Origin of the sequence: Burkholderia sp. BCC1638, from assembly GCF_902833195.1 — a bacterium.
GTDB classification, from domain to species: Bacteria; Pseudomonadota; Gammaproteobacteria; order Burkholderiales; family Burkholderiaceae; genus Burkholderia; species Burkholderia diffusa.
The window spans coordinates 262,651-280,081 of the sequence record NZ_CADFEC010000006.1 but is presented as its reverse complement, the minus strand read 5'-3'; the positions used below and the strand labels follow the sequence as shown (position 1 = coordinate 280,081).

At 69.7% G+C, this 17,431-nt stretch carries 13 protein-coding genes; all 13 read left to right on the top strand.

Annotated elements, in window-relative coordinates; all coding sequences use genetic code 11:
• Nucleotides 1-124: 124 nt before the first annotated feature.
• The 13 genes from tssJ to tssG all read left to right on the top strand — a co-directional run bounded on the left by tssJ (nt 125) and on the right by tssG (nt 17,427).
• On the top strand, nt 125-640 hold the full coding sequence (tssJ, locus tag HWX22_RS09800; RefSeq protein ID WP_059690085.1) for a type VI secretion system lipoprotein TssJ: 516 nt from the start codon (nt 125-127) through the stop codon (nt 638-640).
• Nucleotides 637-2,019: a type VI secretion system baseplate subunit TssK gene (tssK, locus tag HWX22_RS09795; protein WP_175906966.1), complete on the top strand. Its 1,383-nt coding sequence runs from the start codon at nt 637-639 to the stop codon at nt 2,017-2,019. The genes tssJ and tssK overlap by 4 nt, the downstream gene beginning before the upstream one ends.
• A gap of 15 nt (nt 2,020-2,034) precedes the next feature.
• Nucleotides 2,035-3,354 carry a DotU family type VI secretion system protein gene (locus tag HWX22_RS09790; protein ID WP_059525491.1) on the top strand — a complete coding sequence of 440 codons (1,320 nt, stop codon included), beginning with the start codon at nt 2,035-2,037 and terminating at the stop codon, nt 3,352-3,354.
• A 1-nt stretch (nt 3,355) separates the two neighbouring features.
• Entirely contained in the window at nt 3,356-6,985 is a 3,630-nt protein-coding gene (tssM, locus tag HWX22_RS09785; protein WP_175915531.1) for a type VI secretion system membrane subunit TssM, read from the top strand.
• Nucleotides 6,967-7,662, top strand: coding sequence for a type VI secretion system-associated protein TagF (gene tagF / locus HWX22_RS09780; protein ID WP_156437139.1), 696 nt, complete (start codon nt 6,967-6,969; stop codon nt 7,660-7,662). The genes tssM and tagF overlap by 19 nt, the downstream gene beginning before the upstream one ends.
• Before the next feature lie 65 nt (nt 7,663-7,727).
• Nucleotides 7,728-10,085 carry a serine/threonine-protein kinase gene (locus HWX22_RS09775; RefSeq protein ID WP_175915530.1) on the top strand — a complete coding sequence of 786 codons (2,358 nt, stop codon included), beginning with the start codon at nt 7,728-7,730 and terminating at the stop codon, nt 10,083-10,085.
• Nucleotides 10,072-11,190, top strand: coding sequence for a type VI secretion system protein TssA (gene tssA, locus HWX22_RS09770; protein ID WP_175915529.1), 1,119 nt, complete (start codon nt 10,072-10,074; stop codon nt 11,188-11,190). Before HWX22_RS09775 ends, tssA begins: the two co-directional genes overlap by 14 nt.
• A gap of 59 nt (nt 11,191-11,249) precedes the next feature.
• Nucleotides 11,250-11,804, top strand: a complete 555-nt coding sequence (gene tssB, locus HWX22_RS09765) for a type VI secretion system contractile sheath small subunit (protein ID WP_059525499.1) — start codon at nt 11,250-11,252, stop codon at nt 11,802-11,804.
• Nucleotides 11,797-13,314 (top strand): type VI secretion system contractile sheath large subunit, encoded by a 1,518-nt coding sequence (gene tssC / locus HWX22_RS09760; RefSeq protein WP_175915528.1) that lies wholly within the window; start codon nt 11,797-11,799, stop codon nt 13,312-13,314. Before tssB ends, tssC begins: the two co-directional genes overlap by 8 nt.
• Before the next feature lie 59 nt (nt 13,315-13,373).
• A complete protein-coding gene (locus HWX22_RS09755) occupies nt 13,374-13,865 on the top strand; it encodes a type VI secretion system tube protein Hcp (protein ID WP_059525502.1) in 492 nt (163 codons plus the stop codon).
• A gap of 16 nt (nt 13,866-13,881) precedes the next feature.
• Nucleotides 13,882-14,430 carry a type VI secretion system baseplate subunit TssE gene (tssE, locus tag HWX22_RS09750; protein WP_175915527.1) on the top strand — a complete coding sequence of 183 codons (549 nt, stop codon included), beginning with the start codon at nt 13,882-13,884 and terminating at the stop codon, nt 14,428-14,430.
• Nucleotides 14,431-14,434: 4 nt separating this feature from the next.
• Nucleotides 14,435-16,306 carry a type VI secretion system baseplate subunit TssF gene (gene tssF, locus HWX22_RS09745; RefSeq protein WP_175915526.1) on the top strand — a complete coding sequence of 624 codons (1,872 nt, stop codon included), beginning with the start codon at nt 14,435-14,437 and terminating at the stop codon, nt 16,304-16,306.
• The gene (gene tssG / locus HWX22_RS09740) at nt 16,303-17,427 is read left to right on the top strand and encodes a type VI secretion system baseplate subunit TssG (protein ID WP_175915525.1); all 1,125 of its coding nucleotides are present in this window, start codon (nt 16,303-16,305) and stop codon (nt 17,425-17,427) included. The genes tssF and tssG overlap by 4 nt, the downstream gene beginning before the upstream one ends.
• Nucleotides 17,428-17,431 lie beyond the last annotated feature (4 nt).

Here is a 17,431-nt window from a genome sequence, read left to right as displayed (position 1 = left end):
AATTTAAGCGGAAGGATATGCAAGTCACATAATTACCGGTCAATTAATTGTCCCCTTTTAATTAGAGGTGTCGGTTTCGCGTACGGAAATCGACGGGGGAATTATTGCGCTGCGAGGATGAAATATGCGCTGGCGGTCGAGCGGGTTCATCGTATTGGGATGTGCATTGCTGTTGCCCGGATGCGGCGCCACCGAGCGTGCCGCCGCTGTGCCGTATGCGATCACCGTCGACGTGGCGCCCGACGTCAATCCGGACCTCAACCGCAAGCCTTCGCCGATCGTGCTGAAAGTGTTCCAGCTGCGCGCGGCATCGGCGTTCGACGGCGCCGACTTCTTCTCGCTGCAGGACAAGCCCGAGAACATCCTCGGCGCGGACCTGCTCGGCACCGACCGCGTGATCCTGCGCCCGGGCGAGTCGCGCACGTTGCATTACCGCGGCAACGTCGAGGCCGGCGCGGTCGGCGTGATCGCCGAATACCGGATGCTCGACAAGAACCGCTGGCGCCTGACGGTGCCGCTGCCGCGCGCGAAGCAGCTCAACGTATACAAGTTCTGGCAGACGTCGCCCGGCGAGCTGAAGCTGTCGATCGCGGTCAGGAACGGCGGTCTCGCGCTGAACGACACGCGGGGGCGCCCATGACCGAACCGACGATGTCCGCGACGCCGGTCGCCGCACTGCGCCAGCGCGTGGTGTGGACCGAAGGGATGTTCCTTCGGCCGCAGCATTTCCAGCAGCTCGAACGGCACTGGGAGCGCTACGTCGCGCTGCGCTGCCTGCCGCTGCAGGGCTTCTACTGGGGCTTCGACACGCTCGAGATCGACCGGGAGCAGCTCGCGCTCGGCAAGGTCGCGCTACGCGCGGCGGCGGGCGTGATGCGCGACGGCACGCCGTTCGACCTGTCGCATCCCGACGATCTGCCCGAGCCGCTCGACGTGCCGCCGGATGCGAAGGACCAGCTCGTCGTGCTCGCGTTGCCGTTGTGGCGCGGCGGCGGCGAGGAGGTGTCGTTCGGCGGGAACGCAAGCGGCAACGACGGCGCGGACGTCGCGCGCTACGTCGTTCGCGAATACGAAGTGGCCGATGCGAACGCGGTCGCGCTCGGCCCCGCACTGCTGCAAACGGGGCGCCTGAACGTCCGGCTGATGCTCGACACCGAGCTGACCGGCGACTGGCATGCGCTGGGCGTCGTGCGGATCGTCGAGCGGCGCACCGACGCGCGGCTGCTCGTCGACGACGGCTACATTCCGCCGCGCCTGGTCGCACAGCGCGACGCGGCGTTGCTGGCATACACGCGGGAGCTGCACGGATTGCTGACGCAGCGCAGCGACGCGCTGGCCGAGCGCCTGTCGGAGCCGGGGCGCGGCGGCGTATCGGAAGTCGCGGATTTCCTGCTGCTGCAACTGGTGAACCGCTATCTGGCGCTGACCTGGCACGCGCAACAGGACGTCGCGACGCATCCGGAGGCGCTGTTCCGCGACTGGCTGAAGCTCGCATGCGACCTCAGCACGTTCACGGCGGCCGGCCGGCGCCCGCAATCGCTCGCAGTCTACGTGCACGACGACCTGCGCACGAGCTTCGCCGAATTGATGACGGAACTGCGCCGGTCGCTGTCGACGGTGCTGGAGCAAAACGCGATCCAGATCGAGCTGCGCGACGCGGGCAACGGCATCCGGGTCGCGACGCTCGCCGATCCCGCGCTGCGCGACACGGCCGGCTTCGTGCTGGCCGTGCGCGCGGACGTGCCGGCCGACAGCCTGCGCGCGCGGTTTCCGGCGCAGGCGAAGCTCGGCCCGGTTGAGCGGATCCGCGACCTGGTGCAGTTGCAACTGCCGGGCATCACGATGCGCCAGTTGCCGGTCGCGCCGCGGCAGATCCCGTATCACGCGGGTCATACGTACTTCGAGATCGACAAGGGCAGCGAGCTGTGGAAGCAACTGGCGCGCTCCGGCGGTCTCGCATTTCATTTCGCCGGCGAATTTCCGGGGCTCTCGATGGAGTTCTGGGCGATTCGCGGGTGACGGCGGGGCAGCGCGATGAATTCTTCCTCCGATTCGATTTCCGCCGGCGCAGGCGGATTCGTGCCGCCGAATCCGGGCGGCATGCATCCATCGGCTGCGTCCGGCGCGGCCGGGCCGACGGCCACGCAGCCGCGCCCCGGCCGCTGGGCCGCGAGCGGCACGAATCCGCTCGTCGCGGCCGCCAACCCGCTGCTCAATCTCGTGCCCCAGATCCGCTCGACCGTCCATCATCCGAATCCGGCGTGGCTGCGCGAGCATCTCGTCGTCGAGATTCGTCAGTTCGAGGCGCGCGCGCAGGAAGCCGGCGTGCCGTCGGAGGCGATCATCGGCGCGCGCTACTGCCTGTGCACGGCGCTCGACGAAGCAGCCGCGCTGACGCCGTGGGGCGGCAGCGTGTGGTCGTCGCACAGCCTGCTCGTGTCGTTCCACAACGAAACCTGGGGCGGCGAGAAGTTCTTCCACCTGCTCGAACGCCTATCCCAGCAGCCGCGCCAGCACCTCGACCTGCTGGAGCTGCTGTATTTCTGTCTCGCGCTCGGCTTCGAGGGCCGCTATCGGGTGCTCGACAACGGTCATGCGGAACTCGACGCGCTGCGCTGGCAACTGGCTCACACGATCCGCTCGGTGCGCGGCGAATTCGAGCCCGCGTTGTCGCCGCACTGGCGCGACGTCGTCACGCGCGACGTGTCGCGTCGCTTCGTCGTGCCGCTCTGGGTCTGCGTGGCGCTTGCGCTGCTGATCGGCTTCGGCGTGTTCGTCGGGCTGCGCATTGCGCTGGCCGGGCATTCGGACCGGCTGTTCGCGTCGATCGACGCGCTGCACGTGCCGAAGCTGCAGCCTGCTCAGGCACCGCCGCGCCCGGCGGCGGCGCCGCGCGTCGCGAAGTTCCTGGCGCCGGAGATCGCGGCCGGCCTCGTGTCAGTGCGCGACGACGCCGATCGCAGCGTAATCGTGCTGCGCGGCGACGGGCTGTTCAAGTCCGGCTCGACGTCGGTGATCGACCGTTACGCGCCGGTGCTCGCACGCGTCGCGGATGCGCTCAACCAGGTGCCCGGCAACGTGCGCGTGACCGGCTATACCGACGACACGCCGGTGCACACGGCACGCTTCGCGTCGAACTGGGACCTGTCGCGCGAGCGCGCGGAGGCCGTGCGCGGCATGATCGCCGCGCGCCTCGACCATCCGGAGCGACTCGCGGCCGAGGGGCGCGGCACGCTCGATCCGGTCGCGCCGAACGATACGCCCGCGAACCGCGCGCTGAACCGGCGCGTCGAGATCACGCTGCTGCCGGCGCCCGGCAGTGCCGCCGTCGGCGCGACGCAGGGAGCGCACTGACATGAATCAGGCTGTCGCGCGTTTCGTCCGGCCGTTGCCGTCGCGGGAGATCTGGACCTTCGCCGGTCTCGTCGTGCTCGCGTGTTTCGTGTGGCTCGCCGGGCCGCTGTTCGCGTTCGCCGAGATCCGCCCGCTCGAAAGCGGCTGGGCGCGCACGGTGACGATCGCGGTGCTGTTCGCCGCGTGGGGCGCACGCGTGGCGTGGCGAAGCTGGCACGCAAGCCGCTTGAACGCGCAGTTGCTGAACCAGTTGCGCGAGGCCGCGCCCGGGCCGGCGAACGCCGACGATCCGGCCAAGGCCCAGCTCGACGAGCTGCGCAGCCGCTTCGACGAGGCCGCGGCGCTGCTGAAGAAGGTCCGCTTCGGGCAGGCGGACACCGCACGCAAGGGGCTGGCGCGCTGGTTCGACCGGATGTCGCGCCAGTATCTGTACCAGTTGCCGTGGTACGTGTTCATCGGCGCGCCAGGCTCGGGCAAGACGACCGCGCTCGTCAATTCCGGGCTCAGTTTTCCGCTCGCCGAGCAGTTCGGCCGTGCCGCGATTCGCGGTGTGGGCGGCACCCGGCACTGCGACTGGTGGTTCACCAACGACGCGGTGCTGATCGACACGGCCGGCCGCTACACGACCCATGAAGGCAACCGCGCACTCGACGAAGCCGAGTGGAAAGGCTTCGTCGAACTGCTGAAGAAGTACCGCACGCGCCAGCCGCTGAACGGCGCGATGCTGACGATCAGCGTCGCCGACCTGGTCGGCGCGTCGGAAGCCGAGCGCACGCAGCACGCGATGGTGCTGCGCAAGCGGCTGCTCGAGCTGCGGGCGCAGCTCGGCATCCGGTTTCCCGTCTACCTGCTTGTGACGAAGGCCGACCTGCTGGCCGGCTTCGCCGAGTATTTCGGCGGCTTCGGCCGCGCGGAATGCGCGCAGGTGTGGGGTTTCACGTTCCCGCTGGCGCAAAGCGAGGCGCCGGGCTTCGACCTGCGTGCCGCCTTCGACCGCGAATACCGGCTGCTGCACCAGCGGCTGAACGACGGACTGCCCGAGCTGCTCGCCACACAGACCGACGCGCGCCAGCGCGAGATGGCGTATCTGCTGCCGCAGCAGGTCGCCGACCTGCAGGACATGCTCGGCCAGTTCGTCGCCGAAGTGTTTTCCGTGTCGAGCTTCGAGCCGATGCCGATGCTGCGCGGCGTATACCTGACGAGCGGCACGCAGGAAGGCACCGCGTTCGACCGCGTGATGAGCGGCATCAAGCGCTTCCTGAAGATCGAGGGCGTGCCGCCGGTTGCCCAGGTCGGCTCGACCGGGCGCAGCTTCTTCTTGAAGTCGTTGCTGCAGGAGCACATCTTCCGCGAAGCCGCGCTCGCCGGCAGCGACCTGCGCTGGCATCAGAAGCGGCGCGTGTTGCAGATCGCCGGGTATGCGCTCCTCGCGCTCGCGAGCGTGGTCGTGCTGGCCGCCTGGCTGCGCAGCTATGCGAACAATCGCGCGTATCTCGACCGGATCGCGCAGCAGGTGCCCGCCGTCGATGCGCAGATCGCCGGTGCGAAGTTCTCGGATGCGGCCGACATCGCGCGGCTGCTGCCGGTGCTCGACGCGCTCGGCGGGCTCGCGAATGCCGGCGGCGTCGACCGCTCGCATCCGCCGCTCGCGTACCGCTGGGGGCTGTTTCAGGGCGAGAAGATCGACGAGGCCGTCGACGCCGTGTACCGGCGCGCGCTCGACGACGTGCTGCTGCCGATCGCCGCGCGCCGGATGGAGGCCGCGCTGAGCGATGCGCGGCCGGACGAAACCGACTACGCGTATGCGGCGCTGAAGGCCTACCTGATGCTGTACGACAGCGCGCATTACGATCCCGCGTTCGTGCAGGCCGTCGTCGACCTGGAAATGGAGCGCTCGCTGCCGCCCGATTTCTCGCCGGCCGAACGCTCGACGCTGCGCGCGCATCTCGCCGCGCTGTTCGGAAACCGGGTGGCCGTGTCGCCGTATCCGATGAACGAGCGGCTCGTGGCCGACGTGCGCGACCGGCTGCGGCAAGTGCCGTTCTCGCAGCGGCTGTATCGCCAGCTCACGCGCACGCTGCGGCCGGCGACGTCCGCACTCGATTTCAGCGTCGCGCGCGCGGTGGGGCCCGACGCGTCGCTCGTGTTCCGCCGCCAGAGCGGCAAGCCGCTGTCGGAAGGCGTGCCGGGCCTGTACACGCGCAACGGCTATCGGAACGTGTTCGCGCCGCGCCTCGCGGGCGAGGTCGACGCATACGGGCGCGAGGAGGTGTGGGTGCTGAATCTCGGGCTGTCCGAGATCCCCGGGCCGAACGACGCCGCCGCATGGGCGCGCGACATCCGCCAGTTGTACCTGAACGATTATCTGAAGATCTGGGACGACTATCTCGCCGACATCAAGCTGCAGCGCACGGCGACGCTCGCGCAGAGCATCCAGGTCGCGCGCGCGCTGTCGTCGGCGGATTCGCCGCTCACCCGGCTGATGATCGCGCTCGCGCGCGACACGGCGCTCGGCGATGCGCCGGGCGGCGCGCGCAATCTCGCGTCGCGCGCGCAGGACAAGGTCGACGAGGCGCGCAGTTCGCTGTCGCAGATCTTCGCGGGGCAGGGCGCGAGCGACGCGAATCCGTCAGCCGTGGCGCCCGCGAGCCCCGAGCAGGTGGTCGACAGCCACTTCGCCGGGCTGCGCGCGTTCGCGCCGGGCAGCGGCGATCAGGCGCAGGCGTTCGACGCGGTGCTGAAGTCGATCGACGCGCTCTATACGTACCTGACGGCCACCGACGATGCGCTGCGCAGCGGCGCCCAGCCGCCGCCGTCCGACGCGCCCGCGCGGCTGCGCGCGCAGGCCGGGCGGCTGCCGACGCCGTTCCGCGACGTGCTCGACGACCTGTCGAACGTCGCGAACGGCAGCGTCGCGACCGTCGAGCAGCGCAGCGTCGCGCAACGGGCCGGCGCGAACGTCGGCGATTTCTGCCGGCAGGCGATCGCGGGCCGCTATCCGTTCGCGCGCGGATCGTCGCGCGACGTCGCACCGGCGGATTTCGCGCAGATGTTCGCGCCGGGCGGCCTGATGGACGATTTCTTCCAGAAGAACCTGCAGTCGATCGTCGATACGACGTCGCATCCGTGGCGTTTCGCGAACCGCAATGCGGACGCCGATCCGGCGGCCGCCGCGATGCTTTCGTCGTTCGAGAAGGCCGCGGTGATCCGCGACGTGTATTTCGGCGGCGGCGCACGCACGGCGCAACTGAAGGTGCAGATCCAGCCGCTCGAAATGGACCCGTCGCTCACGGAGATGGTGCTCGACGTCGACGGCCAGATCGTCCGTTATGCGCACGGCCCCCTCGTGCAAAGCGCGGTGGACTGGCCGGGCACGCGCGGCAGCAATCAGGTCCGCCTGCAGGTGTCGGGGCAGGCCGGCGCGACCGACGGCTTCACGACCAACGGGCCATGGGCGCTGCACCGGCTGTTCGACCGCGCGGCCGTGTCGGCCGGGCGCGGGTCGGACCAGATGGTCGCGCGCTTCACCGTCGACGGCAAACCGCTCGTGCTGCAGGTGAATGCGGGCAGTGTCCACAATCCGTTCAGGCTGCCCCAGATGGAGTCCTTTACATGCCCTCCGAAGCAATGAGCCGCCTCCCGCCGCTCACGCGCGCCGATGGCGACGCCCCGGCCTGGTACGGAAAGATTCCCGGCGCCGGCGACTTCGTGAACAGCCGGCTGCCGCATGCGCTCGCGCAGTGGTGGGAACGCTGGCTTCAGCAGGGGATGGCCGCGATGCGCCAGCGCGGCCCGGACGAGATCGCGCGCCACTACACCGTCGCGCCGGTCTGGAATTTCCTGGTGCCGGCGGGCGCCGGCGCGTCGTGCGTGCAGGCAGGTTGTCTCGCGCCGAGCTGCGACCGCGTCGGGCGTTACTACCCGGTGATCGTCACGTTGCCGATGCCGGCGGCCGACTACTGGAACGGGCTGCCGGACGCCGCCGACGCGTTCTACTGGCAGATCGGCCATGCGTTGCTCGATGCGATCCGGCATGCGCGCGCGCCGGTCGACCTCGAAGAGACGCTCGACCGCGTGCGGCTCGCGCCGGGCGGCGGGCCGCCGGCGGAAGTCGTTGACGGGATGCCGGCGACGCTGCCCGAACGACCGGCGCTCGCCGCGTGGCCCGGGCTGTCCGGTTATTTCGATCCCCACGGCGGGACGAGCTTCTGGTGGACCAATCGCGCCGACGGCTCGCCGCTGCGCACGCACGCGCATACGGGTGCACCCGACAACGCGCTGTTCCTGACGCTGTTCGGCGGTAGCTGACGGTGCCGGTCGGCGGTCGGCGCCAGGCAACGCAGGCAATACGGATGCGGTATCGCGAGGTAGACATGAAGGACCCTTCATCGAGAGACAACGAGCACGATACGGCGACCCGCGGCGACGCGCCCGAATTCACGGTGCGGCCGCTGCCGCTCGGTCATCGCCTGGGCGAGCTGCAGCTCGACGAGGTGCTGGGCATCGGCGGTTTCGGCATCGTCTATCGCGCGTTCGACCGCACGTTGCGGCGCGCGGTCGCGATCAAGGAATACATGCCGTCGATGCTCGCGACGCGCGGCGGCGACTACACGGTGTCACTGCGCTCCGAGCGGTTCGCCCAGGCGTTCGACGCGGGACGCGGCGCGTTCCTCAACGAGGCGCGCCTGCTCGCGCAATTCGACCATCCGGGGCTCGTGAAGGTGCTGCATTTCTGGGAGAGCCACGGCACCGCATACATGGTGATGCCGTTCTACGAGGGGCGCACGCTCAAGCAGCTGCTCGACGGCGGTGTGCGGATGAGCGAGACGCAATTGCGCAACATCGTCGGCGCGCTGCTCGGCGCGCTCGACACGCTGCATCGCGCGCAGTGCTTCCATCGGGATGTCGCGCTCGACAACGTGCTGATCCGCCCGAACGGCAGCGCGATCCTGCTCGACTTCGGCGCGGCGCGCAAGCGGATCGGCGATCTCGTCGACGACGGCGCGATGATGATCAAGCCCGGTTACGCGCCGATCGAGCAATACACCGACGACCCCGCGTTCAGCCAGGGGCCGTGGACCGATCTCTACGCGCTCGGCGCGGTGATGCACGCGTTGATCACAGGTGAACTGCCGCCCGCGGCCGTCGTGCGCAGCATCAAGGACACATACCGGCCGCTCGCGTCGCGCGAGTTGCCGGCCGGCGAGGTGTACAGCCCGGCGTTCCTCGCGGCGATCGATCACGCGTTGCAGTTGCGGATCCCGGATCGGCCGGAGTCGGTCGCGGCGTTCGCGGCGGAACTCGGGTTGCGCGATCTCGACCGCACGGGCGGCGGGTATGGTGCGGCCTTTGTGCCGCCGGCCACCGATGCCGGGGGCGGCGGAGCAGGGAAAGTGGCTTCCGGTGTTTCGGGGGTGGCTGCGGTGTCGGGCGATGCGACACCGGATGTGCGGCCGTCGCAGCCTGAGCGGGCGGAAGGCCGGACGAGCACTTCCGATACGGCGTCTATCGGGTCCGCCGGGGCTGGCGACAAGCCGAACGATCGCGGGCCTTTGGCGTCGACGGCGGATGCGCGAGCCCTGGATTCATCGGCTTCGCCCACGTCTGCAACTGCTTCGTCATCCATATCGCAGGCGTTGTCGGCTTCCGCGAAAACAGGGCGATCCGACGGGCGTGAAGGTGATGAGGGGCGTGCAAAGGAAGAGGCGAACGACGAGCGGTCGGCTTCGACGCCCGAGGCGCGTGAGGATGCCGGCGTGCGATCGAGAAGCGCCGGGGCGGACAGCGGGCAGGGCCGTGCAACGGATACAGGAAACCTGAACGCAACTGCAGTGCCGATTGCTGGCGCTGCTGGCGCTGATGGCGCTGATGGCGCTGATGGCGCCTCCACATCCACGCCGTCGCCGGGTGCATCGCCTCCGATCCGCCCGCCGCGCCGCCCATCGTTCACCGCGGCGGGCAACCGGCGCACGAAGACCTACGTGGGTGGCGCGTTGGCAGCCCTGATCGTCGTTGGCATCGCCGCGACCTATCTGTCGCGTCCCGCGAAAGTCGCGGGCGAACCGGAAGCGGGCGCAAGCCAGCCGCTGGCGGGCGTTGCATCCTCGGGCGTGGCGTCGGACGCAATGCTCGCGCAGCGCGGCCCGACGCCGATCGTCGTGCCGCCGTCGAGCCTGTCGGCCGGATCGTCCGCGCAGGTGCCGCCGCCATCGCTGGCCGCCGCGCCGGCCAGCACGCCCGCTGCGGGGGCGGCCGTGCCCGCGCCGCAGGTCGCGACGACCGCAACGGACATCGCCGGCGTCACACCGTCGCATGCGGGCTCGAGCGCGACCATCGCACCGGCCGGCAGCCTCGACACATCGGAACGCGTCGTCAACGTGCCGCCCTCGGAGGCCGCTGCGACGCCGTCGCCCGCACCGGTGCCCGCACCGGTGCCCGCACCGGCGTCGCCATCGGAAGCGGCGACGGCCGTTGCCGCGATCAACGCGCCGGCCGTCGAGCAGCGCCCGCCGAAACAGGAGACCGTCCAGGTCCGTTTCAACGTGCGTCCGTGGGGCGACGTGTACGTGAACGGCGCACGGCGCGGCGCGAGCCCGCCGCTGCGCTCGGTGTCGCTGACACCGGGCGTCTACCAGATCGAGATCCGCAACGGCTCGCTGCCGCCGTTGCACCGCACCGTGGCGATCGACTTCGGCAGCAAACCGGTCAACATCGACTATGCATTCGAATGACGTCAGCCAGGCGGCGCTGGCTGCCGCCGCATTGTCCTCGCCGTCGCCCGGTTTGCCGGCCGCGACGCCGCGCGCCGAGTTGATCGGCCGGCTGCTGGCGGAGGTCTCGCCCGAAGCCCCGTGCGGTCGGAACCTCGAATACGACGCCGACTTCCTGCAGCTTCAGGAGCGGGCGACACCGCGCGCCGAGCAGCAATACGGCGACACCGTGATTCCGGCCGAGATGCCCGACTGGCGCGCGGTCGAGCGCCTTGCGCTCGCGCTGGGCGAACGGACGAAGGACTTGCGTGTCGCCGCGTATCTCGCGCGCAGCTGGACCGAGCAGCACGGCATTCCGGGCTACGCGGACGGGCTCGCGGTCGTCGCCGGCCTGATCGGGCGCTGGTGGGACGACCTGCATCCGCGCCTCGACGCCGATGGCGAACCGGATCCGACATTGCGGATGAACGCGCTCGCCGATGTCGCCGGCGCGCACGAATGCGCGCGCGCGGCGCGGCGCCAGCCGCTGTTCGACGGCGGCCCGAGCGTGCGCGACGCCGAACGCGCGCTCAACGGGCGCGACGAAGCGGGCGGCCCGGCCACAGTCAGCCGCGACGGCCTGGTCGCTGCGCTGTCGACCGCACGCGACGATGGCCGCGTACCGATCGACGCGGTGCGCGCGGTGCTGGGTGCGCTGAATGCGATCCGCGCGCACATCACGGACCAGCTCGGCAGCGAATGGTCGCCCGATGCGAGCGACACGGAAAAGGCGTTGCAACGGATCGTGCACGAAATGCCGGAGCCGATGCACACGGCACGGCCGGCGGACGGTTCGATTCCGGCGGCGCCGGCCGCATCCGGCGCCGCGCACGCCGCGTCCACGCCGACCGCGTTGCCGAACGGGCAGGCCTGGCGCGATGCCGAGGTCGCGAGCCGCGACGACGTGCGGCTCGGCATCGACAAGATGTGCCGCTATTTCGAACTGCACGAACCGAGCCACCCGGCGCCGCTGCTGCTGCGGCGTGCGCAGCGGCTGCTCGCGCTCGACTTCTACGAAATCATCCGGGATCTCGCTCCGGAGAGCCTGCCGAAGCTGGACCTGCTGAGCGGCGAGCGGAGCGAATGAGGCAAGCCGCCCGGCGGCGGCGACGTACACGCAATCTGATCGATGTGAAGGAGCGGACGATGACGGACAGAACCAAGGCGGCAGGCAGCGGACAGAAGTTCATCGCGCGCAATCGGGCGCCGCGCGTGCAGATCGAGTACGACGTCGAGACCTACGGCGCCGAGCGCAAGGTGCAGCTGCCGTTCGTGATGGGCGTCATCGCGGACCTGGCGGGCAAGCGCGCCGAGCCGCTGCCCGATTTACCGGAGCGCAAGTTCCTCGAGATCGACGTCGACAACTTCGACGAACGGATGAAGTCGGTCGCGCCGCGCGTCGCGTTCCAGGTGCCCAACACGCTGACGGGCGAAGGGATGCTCAACGTCGACATGACGTTCGAACAGATCGACGATTTCTCGCCGGCGGCGATCGCGCGCAACGTCGACGCGCTGCGCCGGCTGCTGGATGCGCGCACCGAGCTGTCGAACCTGCTGTCGTACATGGACGGCAAGCACGGCGCCGAGCAGCTGATCGAGCGCGCGATCAACGATCCCGACCTGCTGAAGACGCTCGTGCGCGAACCGCGCGCCGACGCGCAGGCCGGCGACGCGACCCAACCGGAGGCCCGCGATGAATGACCCTGTCCAGTCCCGCGCAGAAGCTCGCAACACCCGCGACGCCGCGCAGCCGGCCGTGGCGCACGGCGAGTTCGCCGCGCTGCTGCAGAAGGAGTTCAAGCCGAAGACCGCCGAGGCGCGCGAATCGGTTGAGCGCGCGGTGCGCACGCTCGCGCAGCAGGCGCTCGAACATACGGTCGGCATGACGACCGACGCATACGGCAGCGTGAAGCAGATCATCGCGGAGATCGACCGGAAGCTGTCCGAGCAGATCAACCAGATCCTGCATCACGACGAATTCCAGACGCTCGAAGGTGCATGGCGCGGCCTGCATTACCTCGTCACGCACACCGAGACCGACGAGCTGCTGAAGATCAAGGCCTTGCCGGCATCGCGCAACGAGGTTGCGCGGATGCTCAAGCGCTACAAGGGCGTCGCGTGGGACCAGAGCCCGCTGTTCCGCAAGATCTACGAGGAGGAATACGGGCAGTTCGGCGGCGAGCCGTTCGGCTGCCTCGTCGGCGACTTCTACTTCAATCACAGCCCGCCGGACGTCGAGATGCTCGGCGAGCTGTCGAAGATCGCGGCGGCCGCGCACGCGCCGTTCATCGCGGGCGCGTCGCCGGAACTGATGCAGATGGATTCGTGGCAGGAGCTGTCGAACCCGCGCGACCTCACCAAGATCTTCCAGAACACCGAATACGCGGGCTGGCGCAGCCTGCGACAGTCGGAGGATTCGCGCTACGTCGGCCTCGCGATGCCGCGCTTTCTTGCGCGGCTGCCGTATGGCGCGCGCACCAATCCGGTCGACGAATTCGACTTCGAGGAAGACACCGACGCCGCGAATCACGACCGCTACACGTGGGCGAACTCGGCTTACGCGATGGCCGCGAACATCAATCGCTCGTTCAAGCTGTACGGCTGGTGCTCATCGATTCGCGGTGTCGAGTCGGGCGGGGCGGTCGAAGGGCTGCCGAGCCACACGTTCCCGACTGACGACGGCGGCGTCGATCAGAAATGCCCGACCGAGATCGCCATCAGCGACCGCCGCGAGGCCGAGCTCGCGAAAAGCGGCTTCATGCCGTTCGTGCACCGGAAGAACTCGGATTTCGCGGCCTTCATCGGCGCGCAGTCGCTGTACCAGCCGGCCGAGTATCACGACCCCGACGCGACCGCGAACGCGCGGTTGTCCGGCCGCCTGCCTTACCTGTTCGCGTGCTGCCGCTTCGCGCACTACCTGAAATGCATCGTGCGCGACAAGATCGGCTCGTTCCGCGAGCGCGACGACATGGAGCGCTGGCTCAACGACTGGATCATGAACTACGTCGACGGCGACCCCGTGAACTCGTCCCAGGAAACCAAGGCGCGCAAGCCGCTGGCGGCCGCGCAGGTGGTCGTCGACGAGGTCGAGGACAACCCCGGCTACTACACGTCGAAATTCTTCCTGCGACCGCATTACCAGCTCGAAGGGCTCACCGTGTCGCTGCGGCTCATCTCGCGGCTGCCATCGGCGAAGGCGGCGAACGAGTGAGCGGCACGCGGCATTCGATACGGCATTCAACGTGATTTCGCACCGAAACGGAGACGGCAATGGGCGTGGCAATGTTTATGAAGGTGGACGGCGTGACCGGCGAATCGGCCGACGCGCAGCACAAGGGCTGGACCGATATCGAATCGTTCACGTGGGGCGCGAGCCAGCCGGGCGCGATGGCGAGCGGCAGCGGCGGCAACGCGGGCAAGGCAAGTTTCAACGATCTCGTCGTGGCCGCGTACATGGACAAGGGCGCGCCGGCAATCGTCAAGAACTGCGCGAGCGGCAAGCACTTGCCGAAGGTCGAGATCTCCGCGTGCAAGACCGGCGGCACGCAGGTCGAGTTCATGCGCGTGACGCTGCAGGAAGTGCTCGTCACGTCTGCGCAGGTCGCGGGCATCGACCCCGGCGACGCGGCCGACCGGCTGATGATGCACTACGGCTTCCAGGCCGCGAAGGTGAAGAAGCAGTACTGGCAGCAGAACGACAACGGCGGCAAGGGCGCCGAGGTGTCGGTCGGCTGGAACATCAAGGAAAACACCGAGATGTGACGGCGGAGCGATGACGATGGACGCCCCGCAAGCCCGCGCCGGCCGCCACGCCGGAGTGCGCGACCGGCTGCAGCCCGCGCTGCTCGACCGGCTGACCGACGACGCGCCGCAGCGCACGGCCGATCCGCCCGGCACGCAAGGCGTCGGCGCCGAGCGCCTGCGCGCGGCCGTGCTGCGCGATCTCGCGTGGCTGCTCAATACGCGCAATGCCGAGGACGGCTTCGTCGACTGGGCCGCGTTCGCGCACGCGCAGGCCTCGGTGCTCAACTACGGAATGCGGCCGCTCGTCGGCAAGCCGATGTCGGGCGTCGAGCGGATGTCGGTCGAGGCGTCGATCCGCGACGCGATCGTGCGCTTCGAGCCACGCATCGCGCCGGACAGCGTCGAGGTCCGCAGCGTCGCCGATGCATCGGACGGGCGTGCCGGCGAACGGCGTCACAACGTGCTGCTGTTCGAGATTCGCGGCACGCTGTGGTCGATCCCGCATCCGGTCGAATTCGTGCTGCGCTCCGACCTCGATCTCGAGACGGGCGCGATGTCGCTGCGGTCGGCGGCGGGAAACTGACACGATGGATACGCGCCTGCTCGACTACTACAACCGCGAGCTCGCGTACCTGCGCGAGCTCGGCGACGAATTCGCGCAGCAGTTTCCGAAGGTCGCCGCACGGCTGCGGCTCACCGAACCCGGGCCGCCCGATCCGTACGTCGAACGGCTGCTCGAAGGCTTCAGTTTCCTCACCGCGCGCGTGCAGCTGAAGATGGACGCCGAGTTTCCGCGCTTCACGCAGGCGTTGCTGGACGCGGTGTATCCGGGCTATCTCGCGCCATTGCCGTCGATGGCGATCGTGCGGTTCGCGCCGATGCTCAACGAAGGCAGCCTCGCACAGGGCTGGCGGCTGCCGGCCGGCACCGCGCTGCGCGCGCGGCCCGCCGCGTCCGAGCAGACCGCGTGCGAATTCCGTACCGCGCACGACCTGACGCTGTGGCCGCTCGAGCTGACCGATGCGGCCGTCACCGGCGCGCCGTCGTGGCTGCCGCGCGGCGCCGTGCCTGCGCGCCAGGACGTGCGCGGCGCGCTGCGCATCCGGCTCAAGGCGCGTGGCGGCGCCAGGCTGTCGCAACTGCCGCTCGAGCGGCTGACCTTTCATCTCGCGGGCCCGGAACGCGATGCGCTGCACCTGCTCGAACTGATCGCCGCGCATGCGCTCGGCGCTGTCTGCCACGATCCGGGGCAGCCGCCGCGCTGGCTGCATGCGCTCGACGCCGATGCGATCGTCCATGAGGGTTTCGATCCGGCGCAGGCGATCCTGCCCGACGACGGGCGCAGTTTCCACGGCTACCGGCTGCTGCGTGAGTATTTCGCGTTTCCGGCGCGTTTCCTGTTCTTCAGTATCGGCGGGCTGCGCGCCGCGCTCGCGCGCGCCACCGGCGACGAATGCGAGCTGACCGTGCTGTTCGATCGCCACGACGCCGCGCTCGAAGCGGCCGTCGATGCGCGGCATCTGGCGCTGAACTGCACACCGGCCGTGAACCTGTTCGCACGTCGCGGCGACCGGATCCTGTTGCAGCCGGGCGCACGCGAGCATCATGTCGTCGTCGACCGCAGCCGGCCGCTCGATCACGAGGTCTATGCCGTGCAGCGGCTCGCGAGCGAACAGCGCGACGATGGCCAGTCGCGCGAATTCAGGCCGTTTCATGCGTCGTTCGCGCGCGACGACGGCAACTACGGCGCGTACTACACGGTACGGCGCGAGCCTCGGCTGGTGTCCGCGCAGGCACGCGCGAACGGCACGCGCACCGGCTACGTCGGCAGCGAAACCTACGTGTCGCTCGTCGACAGCCAGTGCGCGCCGTACGACGAGACGATGCGCTATCTGTCCGTCGACACGCTGTGCACGAACCGCGATCTCGCGCTGCTGCTGCCGCCGGGCGACGCGAACGCGTTCACGCTGCGCATTTCGGCGCCCGTCGAGCGCATCGTCGCGATTCGCGGCCCGTCGCGGCCGCGCCTGCCGATCGCCGATGCGCAGACGGCCTGGCGGCTCATCCGCCATCTCGGGCTCGCCCGGCAGACGCTGACCGATCTCGACGACGCGGAGGGCGCGCATGCGCTGCGCGAGTTGCTGGGCCTGCATGCCGACCCAGCCGATGCCGCGATGCGCCGGCAGATCGACGGCGTGCGGCGCGTCGCGTTCTCGCCGGTGTTCCGGCGGCTGCCAGCGCTCGGCCCGCTGATGTTCGGGCGCGGCGTGCAGGTCGACGTGACCGTCGAGGATCATGCGTTTTCCGGCGACAGCCCGTTCCTGCTCGGCGCGGTGCTCGAACAGTTCTTCGCGCGGCATGTTTCGATCAATGCGTTCGCCGAATGCGTGCTGACCAGCGTGCAACGCGGCACGCTCGCGCACTGGCCCGCGCGCATCGGCCGGCGGCCAGCGATATGAAACACGGCACGCCACCCGGCGCTCGATCGGCCGCCGAATCCGCCCGCCGCGATGCGTGGTGGGCGCGACTGCGCGCCGCACCGCATGGCTACGACCTGTTCCAGGCGTTGCGCTGGCTCGACGCGCTGTCGTCCGGCCGCGCACCGCTCGGCCATGCCGCGCGGCCGCGCGACGAACCGGTGCGGCTCGGGCAACAGCCGTCGCTCGCGTTCGCGGCGTCGATGGTGGCCGGCGCATACGATGGGGACGGCAGCGCCACGCGGCCGCGCATCGCGATCCACGGTTTCGGGTTGTTCGGGCCGAACGGTCCGCTGCCGACCCACCTGACCGAATACGCGCACGAGCGCGCGGCCCAGCACGACGACCCGACGTTCGCCGCATTCGCGGATCTGTTTCATCACCGGCTGATCCTGCTGTTCTACCGTGCGTGGGCCGACGCGCAACCGACGGTGAGCCTCGACCGTCCCGGGCGCGCACGGTTCGACGCGTATGTCGCGAGCCTCATCGGGCGCGCCGCGCATGACGACAGGCCGGCCGCGCAGGCCGACGCGGAACGCACGGCCGCAGACACGCTCGCGCCGCATGCGCTTTATTTCCACGCGGGTCATCTCGTGCGGCACACGCGCAACCCGGAAGGGCTCGTGCAGATCCTGAGCACCCATTTCGGCGTCGACGCGCGCATCGTCGAGCACGTGCCGCGCTGGGTCGCGATCGAGCGCTCGCAGCGCTGCGTGATCCGTGCGACGCGGCCGACCCTGCGCGTCGGCGGCGTCGCGCTCGGCATCGCGGTGCGCGACGCGCAGTCCCATTTCCGGATCGTGCTCGGGCCGCTGTCGCTCGACGCGTACCGGCGCTTCCTGCCGGGCGGCCCGCACGCGCGGCAACTCGCGCACTGGGTCCGCGAATACGTCGGCATCGAGTTCGACTGGGACGTCCAGCTCGAACTGGCGGCCGACGCGGTGCCCGCGATCGCGCTCGGCGCGCCGCAGGGCCTCGGCCGTACCGCATGGCTCGGGCAGCGGCTCGACGCGGGGCCCGCGCGCGATCTCGTCGTCCGTTACGACGCGCGCCGTGGCGGGCCGCCGCGCACCGGCGCCGTCCCTCATCGCGAAACCGCCTAAACGG